General features: G+C 35.2%; 15 protein-coding genes and 2 pseudogenes. 3 read left to right on the forward strand and 14 right to left on the reverse strand.

The window, feature by feature from the left end; genetic code table 11:
- Window positions 1–308: 308 nt before the first annotated feature.
- From BJL90_RS00910 to BJL90_RS23315, 9 genes are all read right to left on the reverse strand, one after another.
- The gene (locus BJL90_RS00910) at window positions 309–1055 is read right to left on the reverse strand and encodes a DUF2087 domain-containing protein (protein ID WP_070963483.1); all 747 of its coding nucleotides are present in this window, start codon (window positions 1053–1055) and stop codon (window positions 309–311) included.
- A gap of 202 nt (window positions 1056–1257) precedes the next feature.
- On the reverse strand, window positions 1258–2133 hold the full coding sequence (locus BJL90_RS00915; protein WP_070963485.1) for an AraC family transcriptional regulator: 876 nt from the start codon (window positions 2131–2133) through the stop codon (window positions 1258–1260).
- A gap of 432 nt (window positions 2134–2565) precedes the next feature.
- The gene (locus tag BJL90_RS00920; RefSeq protein WP_070963487.1) at window positions 2566–3474 is read right to left on the reverse strand and encodes a macrolide 2'-phosphotransferase; all 909 of its coding nucleotides are present in this window, start codon (window positions 3472–3474) and stop codon (window positions 2566–2568) included.
- A gap of 53 nt (window positions 3475–3527) precedes the next feature.
- Window positions 3528–4802, reverse strand: coding sequence for an MFS transporter (locus BJL90_RS00925; protein WP_070963488.1), 1275 nt, complete (start codon window positions 4800–4802; stop codon window positions 3528–3530).
- 1045 nt (window positions 4803–5847) lie between these two features.
- On the reverse strand, window positions 5848–6786 hold the full coding sequence (locus tag BJL90_RS00930) for a DUF6612 family protein (protein WP_070963489.1): 939 nt from the start codon (window positions 6784–6786) through the stop codon (window positions 5848–5850).
- 165 nt (window positions 6787–6951) lie between these two features.
- Window positions 6952–7203, reverse strand: coding sequence for an EcsC family protein (locus tag BJL90_RS22940; RefSeq protein WP_070963491.1), 252 nt, complete (start codon window positions 7201–7203; stop codon window positions 6952–6954).
- Window positions 7200–7589, reverse strand: coding sequence for an EcsC family protein (locus BJL90_RS22945; protein ID WP_081562160.1), 390 nt, complete (start codon window positions 7587–7589; stop codon window positions 7200–7202). Before BJL90_RS22945 ends, BJL90_RS22940 begins: the two co-directional genes overlap by 4 nt.
- Window positions 7513–7755: a GTPase RsgA gene (gene rsgA / locus BJL90_RS23310; RefSeq protein ID WP_472235027.1), complete on the reverse strand. Its 243-nt coding sequence runs from the start codon at window positions 7753–7755 to the stop codon at window positions 7513–7515. Before rsgA ends, BJL90_RS22945 begins: the two co-directional genes overlap by 77 nt.
- On the reverse strand, window positions 7740–7865 hold the full coding sequence (locus BJL90_RS23315; RefSeq protein ID WP_472235029.1) for a hypothetical protein: 126 nt from the start codon (window positions 7863–7865) through the stop codon (window positions 7740–7742). Before BJL90_RS23315 ends, rsgA begins: the two co-directional genes overlap by 16 nt.
- Window positions 7866–7960: 95 nt before the next feature.
- Here BJL90_RS23315 and BJL90_RS23240 point away from each other — a divergent pair.
- Window positions 7961–8101 (forward strand): annotated as a pseudogene (locus BJL90_RS23240) (IS5/IS1182 family transposase); the annotation flags it as partial.
- A gap of 174 nt (window positions 8102–8275) precedes the next feature.
- Here the strand turns inward: BJL90_RS23240 and ppsA are convergent.
- A complete protein-coding gene (gene ppsA / locus BJL90_RS00945) occupies window positions 8276–10891 on the reverse strand; it encodes a phosphoenolpyruvate synthase (protein ID WP_070963495.1) in 2616 nt (871 codons plus the stop codon).
- Between the two features lie 778 nt (window positions 10892–11669).
- On the opposite strand from ppsA, the gene BJL90_RS00950 reads away from it, so the two are divergent.
- Window positions 11670–11942: a hypothetical protein gene (locus tag BJL90_RS00950; RefSeq protein ID WP_070963497.1), complete on the forward strand. Its 273-nt coding sequence runs from the start codon at window positions 11670–11672 to the stop codon at window positions 11940–11942.
- Between the two features lie 69 nt (window positions 11943–12011).
- On the opposite strand, the gene BJL90_RS00955 is transcribed toward BJL90_RS00950, so the two are convergent.
- The 3 genes and pseudogenes from BJL90_RS00955 to BJL90_RS00965 all read right to left on the reverse strand — a co-directional run bounded on the left by BJL90_RS00955 (window position 12012) and on the right by BJL90_RS00965 (window position 15612).
- Entirely contained in the window at window positions 12012–13517 is a 1506-nt protein-coding gene (locus BJL90_RS00955; protein WP_070963498.1) for a hypothetical protein, read from the reverse strand.
- Window positions 13518–14962, reverse strand: a pseudogene (locus BJL90_RS00960) (sensor histidine kinase).
- Window positions 14905–15612 (reverse strand): response regulator transcription factor, encoded by a 708-nt coding sequence (locus tag BJL90_RS00965; RefSeq protein ID WP_070963500.1) that lies wholly within the window; start codon window positions 15610–15612, stop codon window positions 14905–14907. Before BJL90_RS00965 ends, BJL90_RS00960 begins: the two are co-directional and overlap by 58 nt.
- 198 nt (window positions 15613–15810) lie before the next feature.
- Between BJL90_RS00965 and BJL90_RS00970 the strand changes: the two genes are divergently transcribed.
- Entirely contained in the window at window positions 15811–16620 is an 810-nt protein-coding gene (locus tag BJL90_RS00970; RefSeq protein ID WP_070963502.1) for a polysaccharide deacetylase family protein, read from the forward strand.
- On the opposite strand, the gene BJL90_RS00975 is transcribed toward BJL90_RS00970, so the two are convergent.
- Window positions 16570–16995 (reverse strand): transposase, encoded by a 426-nt coding sequence (locus tag BJL90_RS00975; protein WP_070963504.1) that lies wholly within the window; start codon window positions 16993–16995, stop codon window positions 16570–16572. The two genes, BJL90_RS00970 and BJL90_RS00975, sit on opposite strands and share 51 nt — an antisense overlap.
- Between the last annotated feature and the right edge of the window lie 40 nt (window positions 16996–17035).

Here is a 17035-nt window from a genome sequence, read left to right on the forward strand (position 1 = left end):
TACACTGATACTTTCTTCCGTTTGTTTAAACAAGTTGATTTTGCTTTTACCGAATATAGGCGTAAAACATAATCAAACAGTTGGTATGAAAATATTTTATGGATGAGGTAAATTCGTCATCCCTGGTAGCTGATTCAGCCAGCATCATATTACCTATTGCCAATGCAGAATCTGGCATGGCATTTCCATTATCTTTTAAGTGAGAAACGATTACAAACGTAGGTGCATTGTATAAAAAATTCGCATTTCTATCCTTTGCCTTTTCAATTAGAAATACCTCTTTTCCTTCAATAATTAGATACTTCTTTCTATTTCAACCAATATTCTTTACAATCATTCGTCCTTTCCATAAATCCATAGTCAACCAGGTACCGTCTAATCACTACATAATCGTCATAAATTTCCTTTAATATCTGATTTAACTCTTTTTCAGTATAACGTTTTCCATGCTCCAACTGTTCTGATATTTTTGTCAAAATTACAATTTTTTTCTTTTCTTTTTTAGGGAATGTTTTTAATCTTAAAGGAGATAAACTTTCAAATGCAGTTTTCAATATTTGCTCTTTTTCTTTTTCTGTAGTAACATAGCGATCATCAACCATGACTGCATTACTATGAATGGGTACAATCATCTCATCAGTCGATGACTTTTTTTCCATTACTTGCTCGTAGATAGCCAAATACATTTTCGCCTGTTTTGCTTTTTCACGAAACATAAATCTTTGATGTCTTACTGTTGAGGAAGAAATCCCAAGTATTTTTGCAATTTCTTTATCAGCTACATCCGAATACATCAAAAATAATAATTCCTTCTGATTATCTGTAAGTGTATTATACTTAGATTCTGTATAAAGCAAATGCTTTAAATTGTCCCTATGATCCATCTCAACATGTATTTTAACTGCACGAGATGCTTCAAAAAATCTACCATCAAAAGAATAAATTTCCCCCACTTCAAATACCTTTTTACAAGTATTGCAAATGTAGGAATTAGTATCTATATTAAATCTATATCCCTTCTTAAGCTCTTCTATAGAAAGTTTGTCAATTTCCACATCAATTACTCCTTTCGTCTATTGTTAATATAAACATATTATATATTAGTTTGTTATTATAGTCAACCACCTAAGCTTTTTAAGTAATATAATTATATAAATTCCTAATAAAGTAATGGTTAGAATAGTTTGCTTCATTTTTCATTAAGGTAATCTAAAATAAAAAATTCTCCCAAACCTTTCGTCTGGGAGAATATAAAACTCATTTCTTTTTAATAACTGGTATCCATATTTCACTTTTACAATTTGGTGAAGTTAGATCTTTCTCTTCGATCCACAGTATTTCTGGTCCCTCTGCCTGTTCATAGTTAGAGGATGGGAACCATTCGGAGTAGATTCGTCCCCATACATCCTGTAGGGATTCTGGGAAGGGCCCTTCTGCCGTAAACACAGCCCATGCTGAGGCAGGGACCTCAAGCTGTGTCAAGTTCCCTGGACACTCATTAGTTGTGGCAACGCCTATATAGTGATCTAAATCTCCCCTTTCCTCCATTCTACCCTCAGAGAAATTTGTGGATGCACTGATCAATCCCTGAGGTTCAACATTAGAAAGCTTTTTAAGTCTATCGATGATCTCCTCATTTAAACTCTCCCACATAGCTGCAATTTCTGGATTTACTCCATTAAAGATTAGGGGAACCCGCTTCATGATTCCAACAATCCTAAATCCTTCTTTTTCTTCAATACGATAATTCATTTCATTATCTCCTCTAATTGATAATTGGAAGGTCATTCTTGGATAGGCTTTCAAGGGTTTACCATTACTTCTAGCTTCCGATGGTGTTAAGCCATGTAAGCTTTGAAAAGCTCTAGTAAAGGAATCTGGTGAGCTATATCCGTATTTAATGGCTATATCAATTACCCTTATATCACTATTGATTAACTCAAAGGCTGCAAGGGTAAGGCGTCTACGTCGAATGTATTCTGATAGCGTAACCCCTGCAAGAAAAGAAAACATTCTTTGAAAATGATATTCAGAACATAAAGCTATCCTTGCAACTTCTTTTAAGTCAATATCATTCGTAAGATTTTCTTCAATACAACTAAGTGCTTCGTTCATTCTTTTAAGCGAATCCATTTTTATGACCTCCTCTTATCAATAGAATAGCAGAAACTAAAACTATCCATCCGACATTTCTTGCCCAGTTATGTAGGTTTATTCTTTTAAATATCCATCAGCATTTAAATATTATATTAAGCAATCCAACCCATCTCCTGATGTTAGCTTTTCAATATTATTAAATATCTTTTCTTCCTTCTAGTTCCACCAAGGAATTCATACGCTACAATCTTTTCACTAGGTGTAACTCTTCCAATTTAGTTACTTCCCCACTCTATAAACCAAAGTTCTCCGTCTATACCTGAAACAATTGCGTGGATATTCAACGCATAAAAGTAGGGAGTAGGCCCCCCTAATCCTCTCTTGAATTTAAGGGGAATTGTATACGGGGGGTCTCCCAAAGTTAACTTTTATAAAGATAAATTAAATCAATACATATCTATTTCCACCCTATATTTCATTCACCTCTAAGGTTTGTCTCGCCATCTCTTCATATTCCTCAAGGCCAGACCTGATAGCAAATTCAGCAATTGCAACTGCCTCCGCAGCAACTAATTCTATAATATGCTTTTTCATCTTTGGCCAAAAATATCCTCCAGCTTCTTTGTATGCATTTATAAGAGAATTCAATCCATCTTTTCCAAATAATTTATAATAAGCAGCAAAATCATTAGACATATCTGATACCTTTGCTTCAGTCCAATCAATTAACCCCGTTACATTTCCAGCTTTATCAACTAAGATATGTCCCGGATGCAGATCTCCGTGGATTAATCCCGTTTTCTTTGGCCACATCTCTTCATCATTCAACCATGCTTGCCATCGATTCCATAGAGCATCTCCTACTCCAAACCTTTCTCTCACGGCTTCCATGCGCTTTTTCATTGATTCTCTTGCTTCTTCTGGTGCATGCACAATTAATCCGGCTTCAATCGCCTTTTCTTTTGGAATACTATGCAATGATACCAGTGCTTTTCCTAGACTCCGATGAAAAACTTCTGGTATATTCTTTTCATCAAATACCCAAACATATCCTTGTATTTCAAGGTTTATTGCCCCCGCAGGTATACCATTTAATTTCTTGTAACCAATTAACTCATCTGAATAAACAACCCAATTTGGAGCTTGAAATGTCGTACTACATTGATTGACAAGGTCTAGTATATTCTTCTCATCTTTTGTTTTGGAAATAACATCTTCACGTCTCGGAAAACGTAACACCCAATCATTGCCCTCTTGATCAGCAGCAAAAACAACTTGAAAATCAAGTCCTGATTCTTCAAATACGAAAGTATCCTCCTTCATATGCAAACCATGCTTTTTAGTTATTTCAATGACTTCTTTTTTTGTTTTACTCATATATCTTCACGTCCTTATCATCTTATTTTTATATTGATACATCTTTTTAAATATTAATATGATCTTTGCATTTTGTAATCCTTTATTAACAAAGATATGAATACATTGCAAATCACGATCATCAATAGAACAGCCATCAATACTGTCCAATGCATTTCAACCCATTCAAGAACAATTCCATATACTAACGCACCAAGGGGCATGCCCCCTCTAGAAATCATACTGACTAAAGAAAATACCCGAGACATATATTCATCTGGTGTTTCGCTTTGTATATAGGTTTGCATAGGAACAGATATAAATATGTTGGCAAAACTAAAAAGGCTTAGCACTCCTGCCAATAAAACCAAGTATAGTATTGTATCATTTCCCAGCGCAGCTAAACTCTTTGGGAAAAGTAAAATAGAAAACATTAACATTGTTCCTAAAAGTATACCACTACCAATTGTAAAGGGTTTTGTTATTTGCCCCTCTTTTCCAAACCAAGCTCCTACTACCACACTTCCTAGTAACGCACCTAATATAATGATTGTTTGTAAATACCCATATTGAGTATCAGAATATTGTAAATTCGTCTTAAAAAACAATGGTAGAATAACACTAAAAATCGGTTGTAGGACAAAGTAGATCACTAAAAAGAAATAACACATATTACGAATAATCTTGTTTTTCATAATGAATTGAATACCTTCCAGTAGATCATTGACAATCCCCTTCATTCCCTCTGTTCTTTGACGTTTTACATGAACATACTGAATCATCATCTCACTGGCTCCCGACAAGAGAAATGAAATTCCATTAATCAAAAAAACTATCGTAATCCCGAAATTAGCGTACAAAACTGTGCCTATCACTGGTCCTAGCAGAATTGATATACTCCTCATAGATGCAACGGTAGAATTGCTTTGTGTCAGCTCCTCTTTATCAACAAGTTGAGGTAACATTCCCCTTGTAGCTGGTTCAAACAAACCGTTCAATAAGGAAATCACTGCCTGAACTATTAATAATAAAGAAATCCTCATGAACCCCCAATATGAGAAAAGTCCCAACGCTAATATGACACCTGCACTAATCAAGTCTGTTACTACCATAATCATTTTTCTATTCATCCTATCTCCAATAACTCCTGCAAAGGGATAGATGATCAATGCTGGTAGCAGTGACAAGAAGGAAAATAGTCCAATTGTAGCTGCTGAGCCTCCAGCGTCTATAATATATAGTGGCATAATCATCATTTGTACACTATTGCCTATATCAGATATCATTCTGCCAAGTAAGAACAATACGAAATTAGTATTTAAGATTTTCTTTTTCCCTTTTATTTTCATTACTTCGCTCCTGTCTTAAAAGCTGTACGGGTCTCCACTTGCTATTTTATTTGCACAATTTTTTGACCTTAATTTCATGAATTACATCAGCAACATTGTCAATTAGCCTTTTATCATGACTGATAAATATAATTGTACCGGCATACTCCTTCATCAGCATCTCTAAAGCCTCAAGCTGATTAGATCCAAATAGTTGCTTGGTTCGTCCAAAGGATTACATGAAAATATAATACATATTGTCCTCCTCTTTCTTACTTGTTTTTTTATCCAATTAAAAAAGCACAGGTTGGCTACCTGTGCATTGAGTAAACGGATAATATATAACAAAATAGGAACCACTTGCCTCGTTATAAAAACAAGTTGTTCTTATATATTAGATGTATGGTCATTTCAAGAAAATTTTTCAATAGAATTTTTAAATAAGCAAAAAACAAGTACTATTATTCTTTATACAGATACATACTTGCTAAACTTAATAAATCTGCAGTTAAACAAGCATGCAAAAATAGTCATAGTTTTAGGCTTATTGATATTATAATAGTGAAATTTCTTATTGATTCTAATTCTATTTTTAGGCATGCAAAAAGAGGGTAGATTTCTCCCTCCTTCTTAACGTTTTATATAAATTTATTCATCGTTAATAAGGTTTTCTTAAAAACAGGCAGACCAATCCCGATTACTCTACACATAGGTAGATCCTTTAAGCACTATTCAATTAGTTACATAAAGTATAAAATCGAGATCTAAATATTCCACACATTTTTAAGCAATCCTCCATTCTTTTCAAATCATTAATATAATAACATATATATTTGACTTTTGCAAACATAAATATTAAAATGTATGTGCCAAGTATAAGCTTTAATGCAATAATCTTTGCTAAATTTGCAGCTTCTTTTTCACTTCAGCTCTTTCTGCCTTTCATTCTACTGGAAAAAATGACTTAAATTGAAAATGCATTCTAAATCTTTAAGATAGGGCTTACCATATTGGTTATACTCAAAAATCGGCTTTTGCCTAATCTTTATATTCTCATTCTTTAATTCTAAATATTGTCTTTCAAAAGCTCCTCCATGTTTATTGCATTTTTTGCCTCATCTGGAATCTCAATTTTATCAATAGCTCCAAAATTCCTATAAGAAAGCTCTGATTCATGTACTCTTATATCAGTATACTCACCAATGTCTGTAGTAAGTTTATATTTGAAATAGGACTTTGTAGGAAGGTAAGTCTCTTTATCAATCCAAATTTTATAATTCGGTTCAGAAAGCTGGATATCATCAAGAGCTGCATCTATATCCTCATAGATAGCCGTATCATAACCCAATATATCCTCCATAATTCTTCTTATAAATTCATCTTCATCATTTTGCAGAGATAATATGTAATGTTGCTCATCTGTTTCTAAAACAGCTTCTCTAGCTAAATCATTCTCTAATAGGTTTAGGAAATACATAGGATTGCTTCGCTTATTTATACTCTCAAGGTTCTCCCAATCTATATCTATCTCTCTAAGATCCTGAACAGCCCAGGCACCCCAGGATGAGAAATATGAGTATTGTTTCCCTTCCAACATATATATTTTTAATTCTATACTGTTACTGTCTAAATCTGTGGCTGGTGACTCAAGTGCATCCTGCTGATCAAGTACATTCATTTTCATAATCATTTCTAAGGATAAAGGTTTTTGTATTAATTTACCTCTTATAAGAGTTTCTGTTTCTGACTTTTCAATGGAGTTTGATTCTTCATCTAAAATACCCCCTTCTGAAGGGTTTGGAGGTAGTACCATTTGTATAAACTCTTTAGATGCAATCTCATAATCATAAGAATTAGCAGCTTTCACAGCGTCTAAGGACTTATTATAAATATCCGTTGTTTCCAACGCTTCGTTAGTTACATCTGTAATTGTACACCCTACAAATAAAATTAATATAAAAAAACAAAATACAACAAAAAATATTTTTTTTATTAAACTCTTCATAGCAAATCTCCTCGCATATTTTTTATATTCAATTGGTAAATTCAAACAGTTTTTCAACGGATGTGTTAAATACACTGTCATTGGTATGACCAAAACGCCCTTTGGCTTTGTCTTGCTATAACTCTCTATCCCTAGCTTTCCTAAGCAAATATCTTTTTTTATACTTTATACCAGTATATTTCCCTGTTTTTTTATGATAGTATAATTAACTACTCCTCCAATAGCCCCAACAACTGGAATGCCTTGGACAAATTTTCCTACTAGCATTGCCTCCGCTAAAACCTCAGCCGTCTCTGCCATTTGTGCTTTTAAATCTATTTCAGTTTCCATCTGTTGATCCATTCGATTACCCAGGCGATTTATCTGTTCATTGAATTTTTTTTGTTTTTCTCCCTGAGACATCGCCCCACAAATCATAAGGAGAATGTATTCCTTTTCTTCATCACTTTTATAATCATACTATAACTAAGGGCTACTTCATAAATAGTCCTCATAATCACTGCTATAAAAAGAGGGATATCTGGTAAACCAATGCCAAGAAAGCCCAGTACCCCTCCTTCTAAAACTGTAAAGGAAGTGTTTAGCATTTTAGCATAGTTGGCTTGTTTATCTAGTCTTTTAATATACTTTTTACTTAAATCTTTATCAATTGCACAGTTATTTAAATCATATTCCAGCTTGATTCGATCTTTTTTATAGGTTTTTTCAATATATACTTCTCCTTTTTCAAAGACCAATTGAAAACCCTTTGAAAAAGCATTTTCTAAGGTTAATTTTAGCTTGTCTGGTATTTTCTCTTGAATCTGTTAACTTTTCAGAAATGTTATTGCATAGGTCAAATTTAGTCAGTACTATAACTGGACTTGCTCCACTATCCCAAGTAATACCAAGGTAACGCTCTATTCTACGAAGATTAAAATCATTATTAAGGGACATACAGATAAAAACAGTATCTATATTTGAAGCCACAATCTGTTTATCATTTGCAGTCCAGCAGCTTTTCTAATAAAAGCACTTTTTCTTGTTAGAATATGATGAATAATTGCATTCCCACTTTTATCAGTAACTCGATCCATCATAACAAAATCTCCCACAGCAGGATAATTAGATACAGTTTTTATATTGGAACGAAACTTTCCAGATACTTCTGCATTATACGCTTATTGTATTACAATTGAAACGCTTTGTAAATCTGAAGGCATCCGCTCATCAAGGAAGTCTAGCCAAAGTCGACTTTGAGTTTTCCATCTTATCCTATACTCTTTGTAAATTAGCCGTAGACCGATTGAATAACTCTAAGCATATTGTTGCTTGAATTTTTTAAAAATGTTATGTGAAACTTTGGAGGACTAATCTTTAGCTATTGACAACATTGCGAAATTGTCTCATGCAATTATTTTTTCCTTCTGAGAAAGCGGCCCTGATTGGGCCGCCTTCCTAGTTTTCATCTCTTATTTAGCTCCCCAGAAAGAAGACAACAGCTTCCCCATTATAGGATTTCTACATACCCTTCTGTTCCATGCACGCGAATCCACTCTCCATCTTTTATCAGTTTGGTAGCATTATCCACTCCGACAACTGCTGGTAATCCATATTCACGGGCGATAACTGCTCCATGGGTCATCAGGCCACCAACTTCGGTGACTAGGCCTTTTATGGATACAAACAATGGTGTCCAGCTAGGGTCAGTAAAGGAAGTGACTAATATATCTCCATCTTCTAGATCAGCGTCTTCCATGTTTAAGATGACACGTGCTCTTCCCTCTATAACTCCAGAAGAAACAGGTAGACCCACAATAGCTTCGGTTGGAAGATTTTCTCGGTTGTACTCACCTGCAATGATTTCACCATCAGATGTGATAACACGTGGGGGAGTTAGTTTTTCATATAATTTGTACTCATCTTTTCGTTTACTGATGATCTGATAATCCAGTTTATTTGTGCGTACGGCTTCGTGAAGTTCTTCAAAAGTGAGGTAGTGAATATCTTCTTTTTCATGAATAACGTTGGCTTGCACCAGGTGTTCGGCTTCTTTCAGTAAAGCCTGCTTATAAACGAAGTAGCGATTAACCATGCCATACTTTGGATATTCCCTAAACCCACTGAAATTCCGGATTAGGTCGATCATTCGCTTTGTCTGTTTGGCTTTTTGTTCCCCATCCGGTAATTGCTTCAGTCGATCTAATAATTCCTGTTCTTTTTTCAAAGCGACACGCCGTCCTTGCTCAAATTTCTGATTGCTGGCATTAGGCTCAAAGTTTTTGATATTACTAAGGAGCATAGGGGCAAGTGTAGCTGGTTTTTCGCTCCAACGAGTTTTTGTAATATCGATTTCTCCGACACATCGCATTCCGTATTTGTTGAGATAAGACAAGATCGCTTCTTGGGTTTCCTGTCCACCATCAAACTTAACCAGCTCATCTAAAAAGTTATCATCTTTTACATGTTGTAAATAATCAATTACTTCTGGATAAGGACGAATCACATCTGCGACATCCAATAGCTCCAGACCCATTTCCGAAGTAATATTGTTTGGTACAGATTGAGAAAGCGTGTCTGCTACGTTTTTTTCACCTAACCACTTCTTCATTTTTTCATTGATCCATGATGAAGCATCTGTAGCAGCCTTAATCACACCGGAACTTTGTGGATCGAATAAAATCTTCTTTAATTGCTGGACATCTTCTAGAATAAAATCAAATAAATCTGATCCTGATTTCGTTTGGATGTTTTGTTTTAACGCTTCTATCGATGTTTGACTACGCTTCATCAAATCAGAAACGATTGTCGGATCCTTTTCGATTTGTTCTTGAAAGCCCGCAGACGACATACCTTTATTGCTTTTACTGAGACTCTGCTCTTTCTTATCATTTGGTAAAGATTTTATGAAATCTCTTCGCTCCATTATGGTCATGAGCGCGTCTTTTATGAGGGGATCGTGTTGTCCCATGGTATCTAATAAAATTTCTCTGTTGTCAGGTGAAGCCAGCGTATGTGTAACATCAACAAACAACCTTCCACCAGCTTTAAACCTGGGTCCAAAAGATGTTAACTGGAATATCGACATTCCCAATGGTTTCATGGGGTCAGTCATCATTTGTTGGTGACCAACAGATACATAAACGTGATTTTCTTGATCATTCGCTTCAGGGATGGGGTATAAAGTTGTGATTGGTCGACTTTGAACAATGTAAAAGGTATCATCAACCAAACACCATTCGATGTCCTGGGGGCAACCGAAATGTTCTTCGATCTTTCTGCCTATGCGCCCAAGCTGCAAAATCTGCTCATCCGTCAGCACTTGCCTATTCTGCTGCTCAGGTTCAATCTCCTGTTCTTCCGTACCGCCATTTTTTAAGGCATAAATAGCCAGCTTCTTAGTGGATATCTTCTTATTGATAACCTTGCCGTTACGTACTTTATAGATATCAGCATTCACCAGGCCGGAGACCACGGCCTCACCAAGTCCGAAGCTGGCATCAATGGATAACACCTTCCTATTAGAAGTGACGGGATCGGCAGTAAACAAAATCCCTGCCGCCTGCGGGGAGACCATCTTCTGAACAATCACAGACAGGTGGACTTTACGGTGGTCGAAACTCTTTTGAAGGCGGTAAGTTACTGCCCTCTCGGTAAACAGCGATGCCCAGCACTTGCTGATATGCTTTAGGATTGCCTTCTTTCCAATAATGTTCAAATACGTATCCTGCTGGCCTGCAAAGGAGGCCGTCGGTAAATCCTCTGCAGTTGCGCTGGATCGTACTGCATAGGCATTTTTTTCTCCAAGCCTGGAGAGAAGGCGAGTGATGTCTTCATTAATATCTTCAGGGATGGCTATCCCTTCGATGATCCTGCGAATTTCACCGCTAAGTTCACCGATTTTACCCCGGTCTTCCACCTTTAGAAGCGCTAACTGATCAAGTAATTCGTTAATCGAAGACGTTTCCCCGATGATTCTTTTAAAAGCTTCAGTAGAAATACAAAAGCCATCTGGTACACGTATTTCTTCAATCTTGGAAAGTTCCCCCAAGTTCGCACCTTTACCTCCAACAACCATGAGTTTTGTTTTGTCAATATCCTGAAAACCAAGCATATAGGAACTCATATGTTTACCTCCTTTAGCAATTCCTTCTTTGATAATTTTGATGACATCCTTCAGGCTAAACAATTTACCGGAATATTGTACTAACCTATAATGTACCTTTTGCATATATTCCATATACCCCGACAATTTTCTTTGTAGAGTTGTTTTTAAGCAAATTCAAATACTCTTCAAATTCTTTGAATTTAAAATAGTAAATCTGACGAAGTTAATACCTTCAAATATAAAGGTAGAATAGGTCTCCTCTAAGGCTTTTTTACTGCATTTAGTTTATTTCTGTAATAATATTAATTCCTTTGGACTCCATAATAATGCATCTCCAATAAATAGCTTTAACGTGCTATTCCATTATAGCAATGGCAAGTGAAAACAAATAGTCTGGATTTACAATTTTTTACATGTTATAATTAAAGTGGAGAGAATTCAATTTTCAAAGAAGTAAACCTTAAAGACGATAACCCGATGCCAAGGTACATCCTTTTATAAGCAAATAAAAACAGTTATTTAACGAGCTGAAATAGTTCAAACAATGTGTATTACAACTATTAATCAGCTTATTTAACACACGTAGGCAAGTAAAAGCTATTGCCCGATACTTTCCCAGCCCAGTATCAGGCGAAACCTTTATAAAGGAGTGTATGAAAATGAACAGCATAAACTTAATGAAAACCAACATGATAAACATATTACTTGGGACAAAAAGCTACGATAGACCAAGGATGAATCGTTTTCCTCAGCCTGACTTTACTAAATTCGATTGTTGCACAAAAAGGCTCCAGCCATGAGTGAAGAAGAATACCGAAAAGCTATCATAGCAAATGCCACCAATAAGTTTACCGGTAAAGGCAGAGTGACTTTTGCAGAGTTCAAAGATGCAAGTAATAATGTTATAGGACACTATTCACAAAATAACGGTTGGACAATGGTTATGTCAAAAGCCGAAATGAAGCAGAGACTACCGGTCCATCCGGAAGCTCATTCAGCGTATCTGTTTGATCTGAACCAACGACGGGAGCGCGACGGCCGCAAACAGCTGTTACGCTCCATATATTAAGAAGGGAAGACACGACCTTTTTTTACATCTTTAACGTCCACCGAAGATTCCTCCGCGGCACGGGATTCATTACTTTGTACTATCATTGATATAATTTCCTAGTGCCTTTTCCCAATTCTCTACATAGTACCCAGTTGCCCATTCTGCCATAACAACAGTTTCTCCTTTTTTTAAGGGAATCTTCCCTAATGGTTCCTGTTGAAGTCTCTGCTCTTCAATACCAAATACAATAATCTCATTTTTTGTCACCACTAAGGCAATGTCTTTATTAGGTGAAGTATATAAATCAATAGCAGTAGGAATTTTATCCTTCACCGTTGTCCAAGGAATAGCTAATTCATCATAAAAAACCAATTCTGCTGGAGGAATAAGGTTAATATTATAGTCTTCTACAATTAACTTATTATCTTCAAAATACCCAACTCTTCCCTTTAAAAACCAATGCCCGAGTCTTCTTTCCAATCCATAGTTTTCATTTTCCTCTATCCTTTGCAATAAAGAATTATGTTTTTTTCCCCCTAGCACTTTCATTCTCCCATTTTCTATTGATTCTATACCTGCTGCTCCCAATAAATCTAATATATTTACTCTCTTTATATTAGGAAGACTATCAATAACCAAAATATGCAGCCCTTCTTTTTCTACTATCTTCTCTCCTTCATGAATTCTAAAGCTTTTTTCCCCTATAGACACATAGTCATTGCTAATATAGTTGATTGTTCTATATATGGCTTTTTCTTCTTGTCCTAGGTTGGATAATTGTTGATTTACTTCTTCTATCTGATTTTTTCCCTTAGTTAAAATATTGTAGGCAACTAAAGCGTCTTCATGCTTATTTCCCTCAAGTATTTCTTTTACCTCCATTTTCCAAAAACCATTTCTTCTCGGGAAAAAAATATCTTTCGTCTCTAAAACAGGATGTAATTTTTTATTTTCCGAAGCGATCCAAAGTGTCCTATAAGATTGAGCCTGTATATTGCTCTCATTTCCCTCTGTTGTCTGTCGAAGACCTACCAATACCCCTGTACGGAGTAATTCATCTTGAGGAAAACTTTTTACCCTTTCTCTCCAAAAATTTTCTTCCTTCAGCTGTTTCAACAATTCTTCATTCACTTCATTAGAAACTTTTTTCAATAGGAAACTGTCATTATAAATTTTGAGTATTAACTCTGCATTCTCTTCTTTTAAAACTTCACAGAAAAAAACACCTTGGTCAGTAGCCATAATTACTTCAATCTCCTCTCCTGAAAAAACGAATCCCTCAGGAAAAGCTTTATAATGATAAAGAAGGTATTCCTCCGCAATTACTCGCTTCACTTGATACCCTACATCCGTAATTAAATAATCTCCTATCATTGCATATTCATTGGAAAACATAATCGTTTTTCCTATCCACTCTTCTTCATTGGCAGAAGATTGATGTAATACAGCAGCAACCTCCCAAGTTCCTTGAATTAAAATGTCAATATTTTTTGGAGGTACAACTTGTAGACTAGGATCATTGGTTATACTAGTGCAAGCAATAGAGCTAAAAATTATGACCACCAAGATACATATAAGTTTGATGTATTTCAACTAAACCACCTCCTGTATTGGCAGTGTGATGGTAATATAGGTTCCCTCGTCTAACTGACTCTCAATGTCCAGCCTTCCACCCATCATTTTGATAATTTCATCAGAAATAGACAAACCGATACCATTTTGTGATTTGCTAGATTTTCCTTTATAAAATTTTTCTTTAATTTTAGGAAGTTCTTGAGGGGTATTCCTAAGCCTGTATCGCTGATAATAATGATAATATTATTTGCCTCTAGTTTAGTCAGTAAACTGATTTTCCCATTGGAGGGGGTAAATTTAAAGGCATTGTCTAATAAATTAATAAGCACTTGTTTTAATCGGTTTTCATCAAAGTAAATCAAGGGAAGTTCATCAGGATAAGTTACCTCAAAGCTTATCTGTTCTCTTACAGCCCTTGGCATCAACTGCTTCTTTATATGTTCTAATACCTCTGGAAGATGAACTGGCTTCACATTAAGGGTAATTTTTCCAGAAATAAATTTTGAAAAATCCAATAGTTCTTCTACCATAAGGGTCAATCTATCGCTTTCCTTTTCTATAATTTCAAGACCATCAGATAAGATCTGTTTATCCTCATAATCTTGTTTTAGAGTAATTGCCCATCCTTTAATGGAGGTAAGAGGTGTTCTAAGCTCATGGGATACTGAAGATATAAAGTCATTCTTTATCTGTTCCTTTTTTATAATTTCTTTCGCCATATAATTTAAGGTGTCGGAAAGCTTTCCAATTTCATCGTCGGTTTTTTTCTTGTTTTCTATATGATAGTCCCCCATAGCCATTTTTTCTGCCACAAACGTTACTTCCTCTAAGGGACCAGTGATGGTATTTGCTAAAAATATACTAACAAACCCTGTAATTAATATCACCAAACCTCCAAAGGCGATAAAAACATAGGCAATCTTTCTAATATCTTTATTTATTTCTCGAAGAGAAGCAATAAATCGTAACACCCCCACCAATTGTCCTCCAGAATGGAGGGGATAAGAAATTGCCATTACCTTTTCCGTGTCGTAATCTACACTGCCGATCCATTTCCCTACTTCCCCCTCCATCGCCCTCTTCACATCCTCCATTTCCTTAGTTGTCTTTGATATTATCCCAATGGAGTCCATTAAAACCTTTCCATCCATATCAATAATCTCTACTTGTGCAGAAGTCTGTTTCCAAAAAGTATCAACATTATTCAATACATTTTCTTGTAAACTAGCATCAGAAAAGTACTTTTCATAAAGATTTGCAGAAATTTGAATTTGATTAAGTAAGGTACTATCTAAATTTTTATAGTAATACTGTCTAATACTGCTAATCAAAAAAATCTCTAGAATCACTACCGTAATAATAATAATAAATACAAAATTAAAAACCAGCCTTTTTTTTATACTTTTCATTGTTTTTCGTTCCCCCGCAGCCGGTAACCCAATCCCCAAACTGTTTCGATCCATTGAGGTTCTGACGGATTATTTTCTATTTTTTCCCGAATTCGTCGAATATGAACATCCACTGTTTTCATATCGCCAAAATAGTTTTCACCCCAGACCTTATTCAATATTTCATCTCGGCTAAAAGCTTTATTTGGTTTGCCTATTAAAACTTTGATAATGGAAAATTCGGTGGGTGTTAATTCAATTTCTTGGTTCTGCTTATAAAACCGTTGTCCTTCTAAATCCAGTCTTAAATCCTGAAACTGTATGAATTTATTATTGCTTTTTCTCCCTATACCTGTTTTTCTCAAATTGGCATGAATACGAGCAACAAGTTCCAATGGATTAAAGGGTTTTACCATATAATCGTCTGCCCCCAGTTCTAAACCCATAATTTTATCCATATCCTGCCCCTTTGCAGTTAACATAATAATGATGATTTCCGGCATAAATTCTCTAAGTCGCTGACACAATTCAAAACCATCCATTCCCGGCAGCATTATATCTAGAACTGCCACTGCAGGATCATGCTCCTCTATTAAATCTAAGGCTTCTTCTGCACTTTCACATTCTAATACCTGAAATCCACTTCTATTAAGATTGATAGCTAGAAATTTTCTTATAGAAGCTTCATCTTCTACCACCAATACTTTTTTTTTATTTTTTTCCATTTTTATCACCCAATACTATTAGAATTTCATTTCAAACTTATTGTACTATAGTTTTTTCCTTGCTTCTAGTTTCAATTATATCTATCCAGAAATCTTAATATTTTCGTAACCTTTTTTAATCAATTTGTAAACTAATAAAAGACAAAAAGCGATAAAATTATACATAAAGAAATTAAAAATTATGGGGGGCGAATAACCATGCGACGTTATTTAAAATCAAGTATAACAATCACTTTGCTAACTATTGTATTTACTGGACTTCTAAGTTTCGAGGCGATCCTTCCCTACCAAACGGAAGCAATTGTCGACGCTGAAGATTTTTCAGAAAAACCAGGTTCGGATTTAGCAGAAAATGACTTAGTAGAAGATGGAATTTTAACGGAAGAGGAGCCGATTGTTGTTGATGAAGATGCTAAAATTGTCTATCTTACCTTTGATGACGGTCCTTCCCCTAATGTAACTTCCCGTATCTTGGATATTCTCAACGAATACGATATCCGAGCTACCTTCTTTGTTATCGGTAATCTTGCTGAAAGATATCCTGATATACTTTTACGGATATCACAGGAAGAACACTTAATAGGTAATCATACCTATACCCATAATTACCATCATATCTATTCAAATCCTCAAAATTTTATTGATGAATTAAAGCATACAGATAGTGTCCTTGCATCAATATTGGGTGAAGACTACACCCCAAAGTTTGTTCGATTTCCTGGAGGCTCCTTCGGAAAAAAGCTCCAGCCCTTTCGTCAAGCAATAGAAGAAGCTGGTTATATCAATATCGACTGGAACGTGTTAAGCGGAGATGCTGAAGCTAATAGGATTTCTCCTCAAAAACAACTAAGCAGGCTTCAAGAAACATTACAAAATAAAAAACAAGCTATTGTGCTTATGCATGACAGCAATACAAAAGATACTACTGTAGAGGCTCTACCTAGTATTATTGATTATCTAATATCTCAAAGTTATGTTTTTAAAACTCTTGAAGATTATGGATTGTAAGGAGGTATAGAGAATGAAAAAAGCTATGATTATTGTCCTTCTGCTCCTTACCTTCATGATAGGCAAAGTGTTACTCCATTTATAATCTTCTATTCTTTCAATCACGCCAGCTTTTATTGGGTTTTGATGAATATATCGTAATACTATGAGAAAATAATCATCTGTATTTACTCGTTCGCTTTTAAATCGATTTTGAAAAAGATGTCCTGACCTTCCATTTTTGATATTATGGTATTGTGCATAGCCCACAGTTATTCTTCTTACGACATTTCCGATCTCCTCTGATTCTGCTTTAAGCAATATATGTACATGATTCGTCATTAAACAATACCCATATACTGTGAATTCTGTCTTTTTTCTTGCTGTTCTGGCCATATTTATCACCCATTTTTATCCTATCATGCCTATCTGTGCA

This window comes from Clostridium formicaceticum (assembly GCF_001854185.1).
In the GTDB taxonomy this organism is placed as follows: domain Bacteria; phylum Bacillota; class Clostridia; order Peptostreptococcales; family Natronincolaceae; genus Andreesenella; species Andreesenella formicacetica.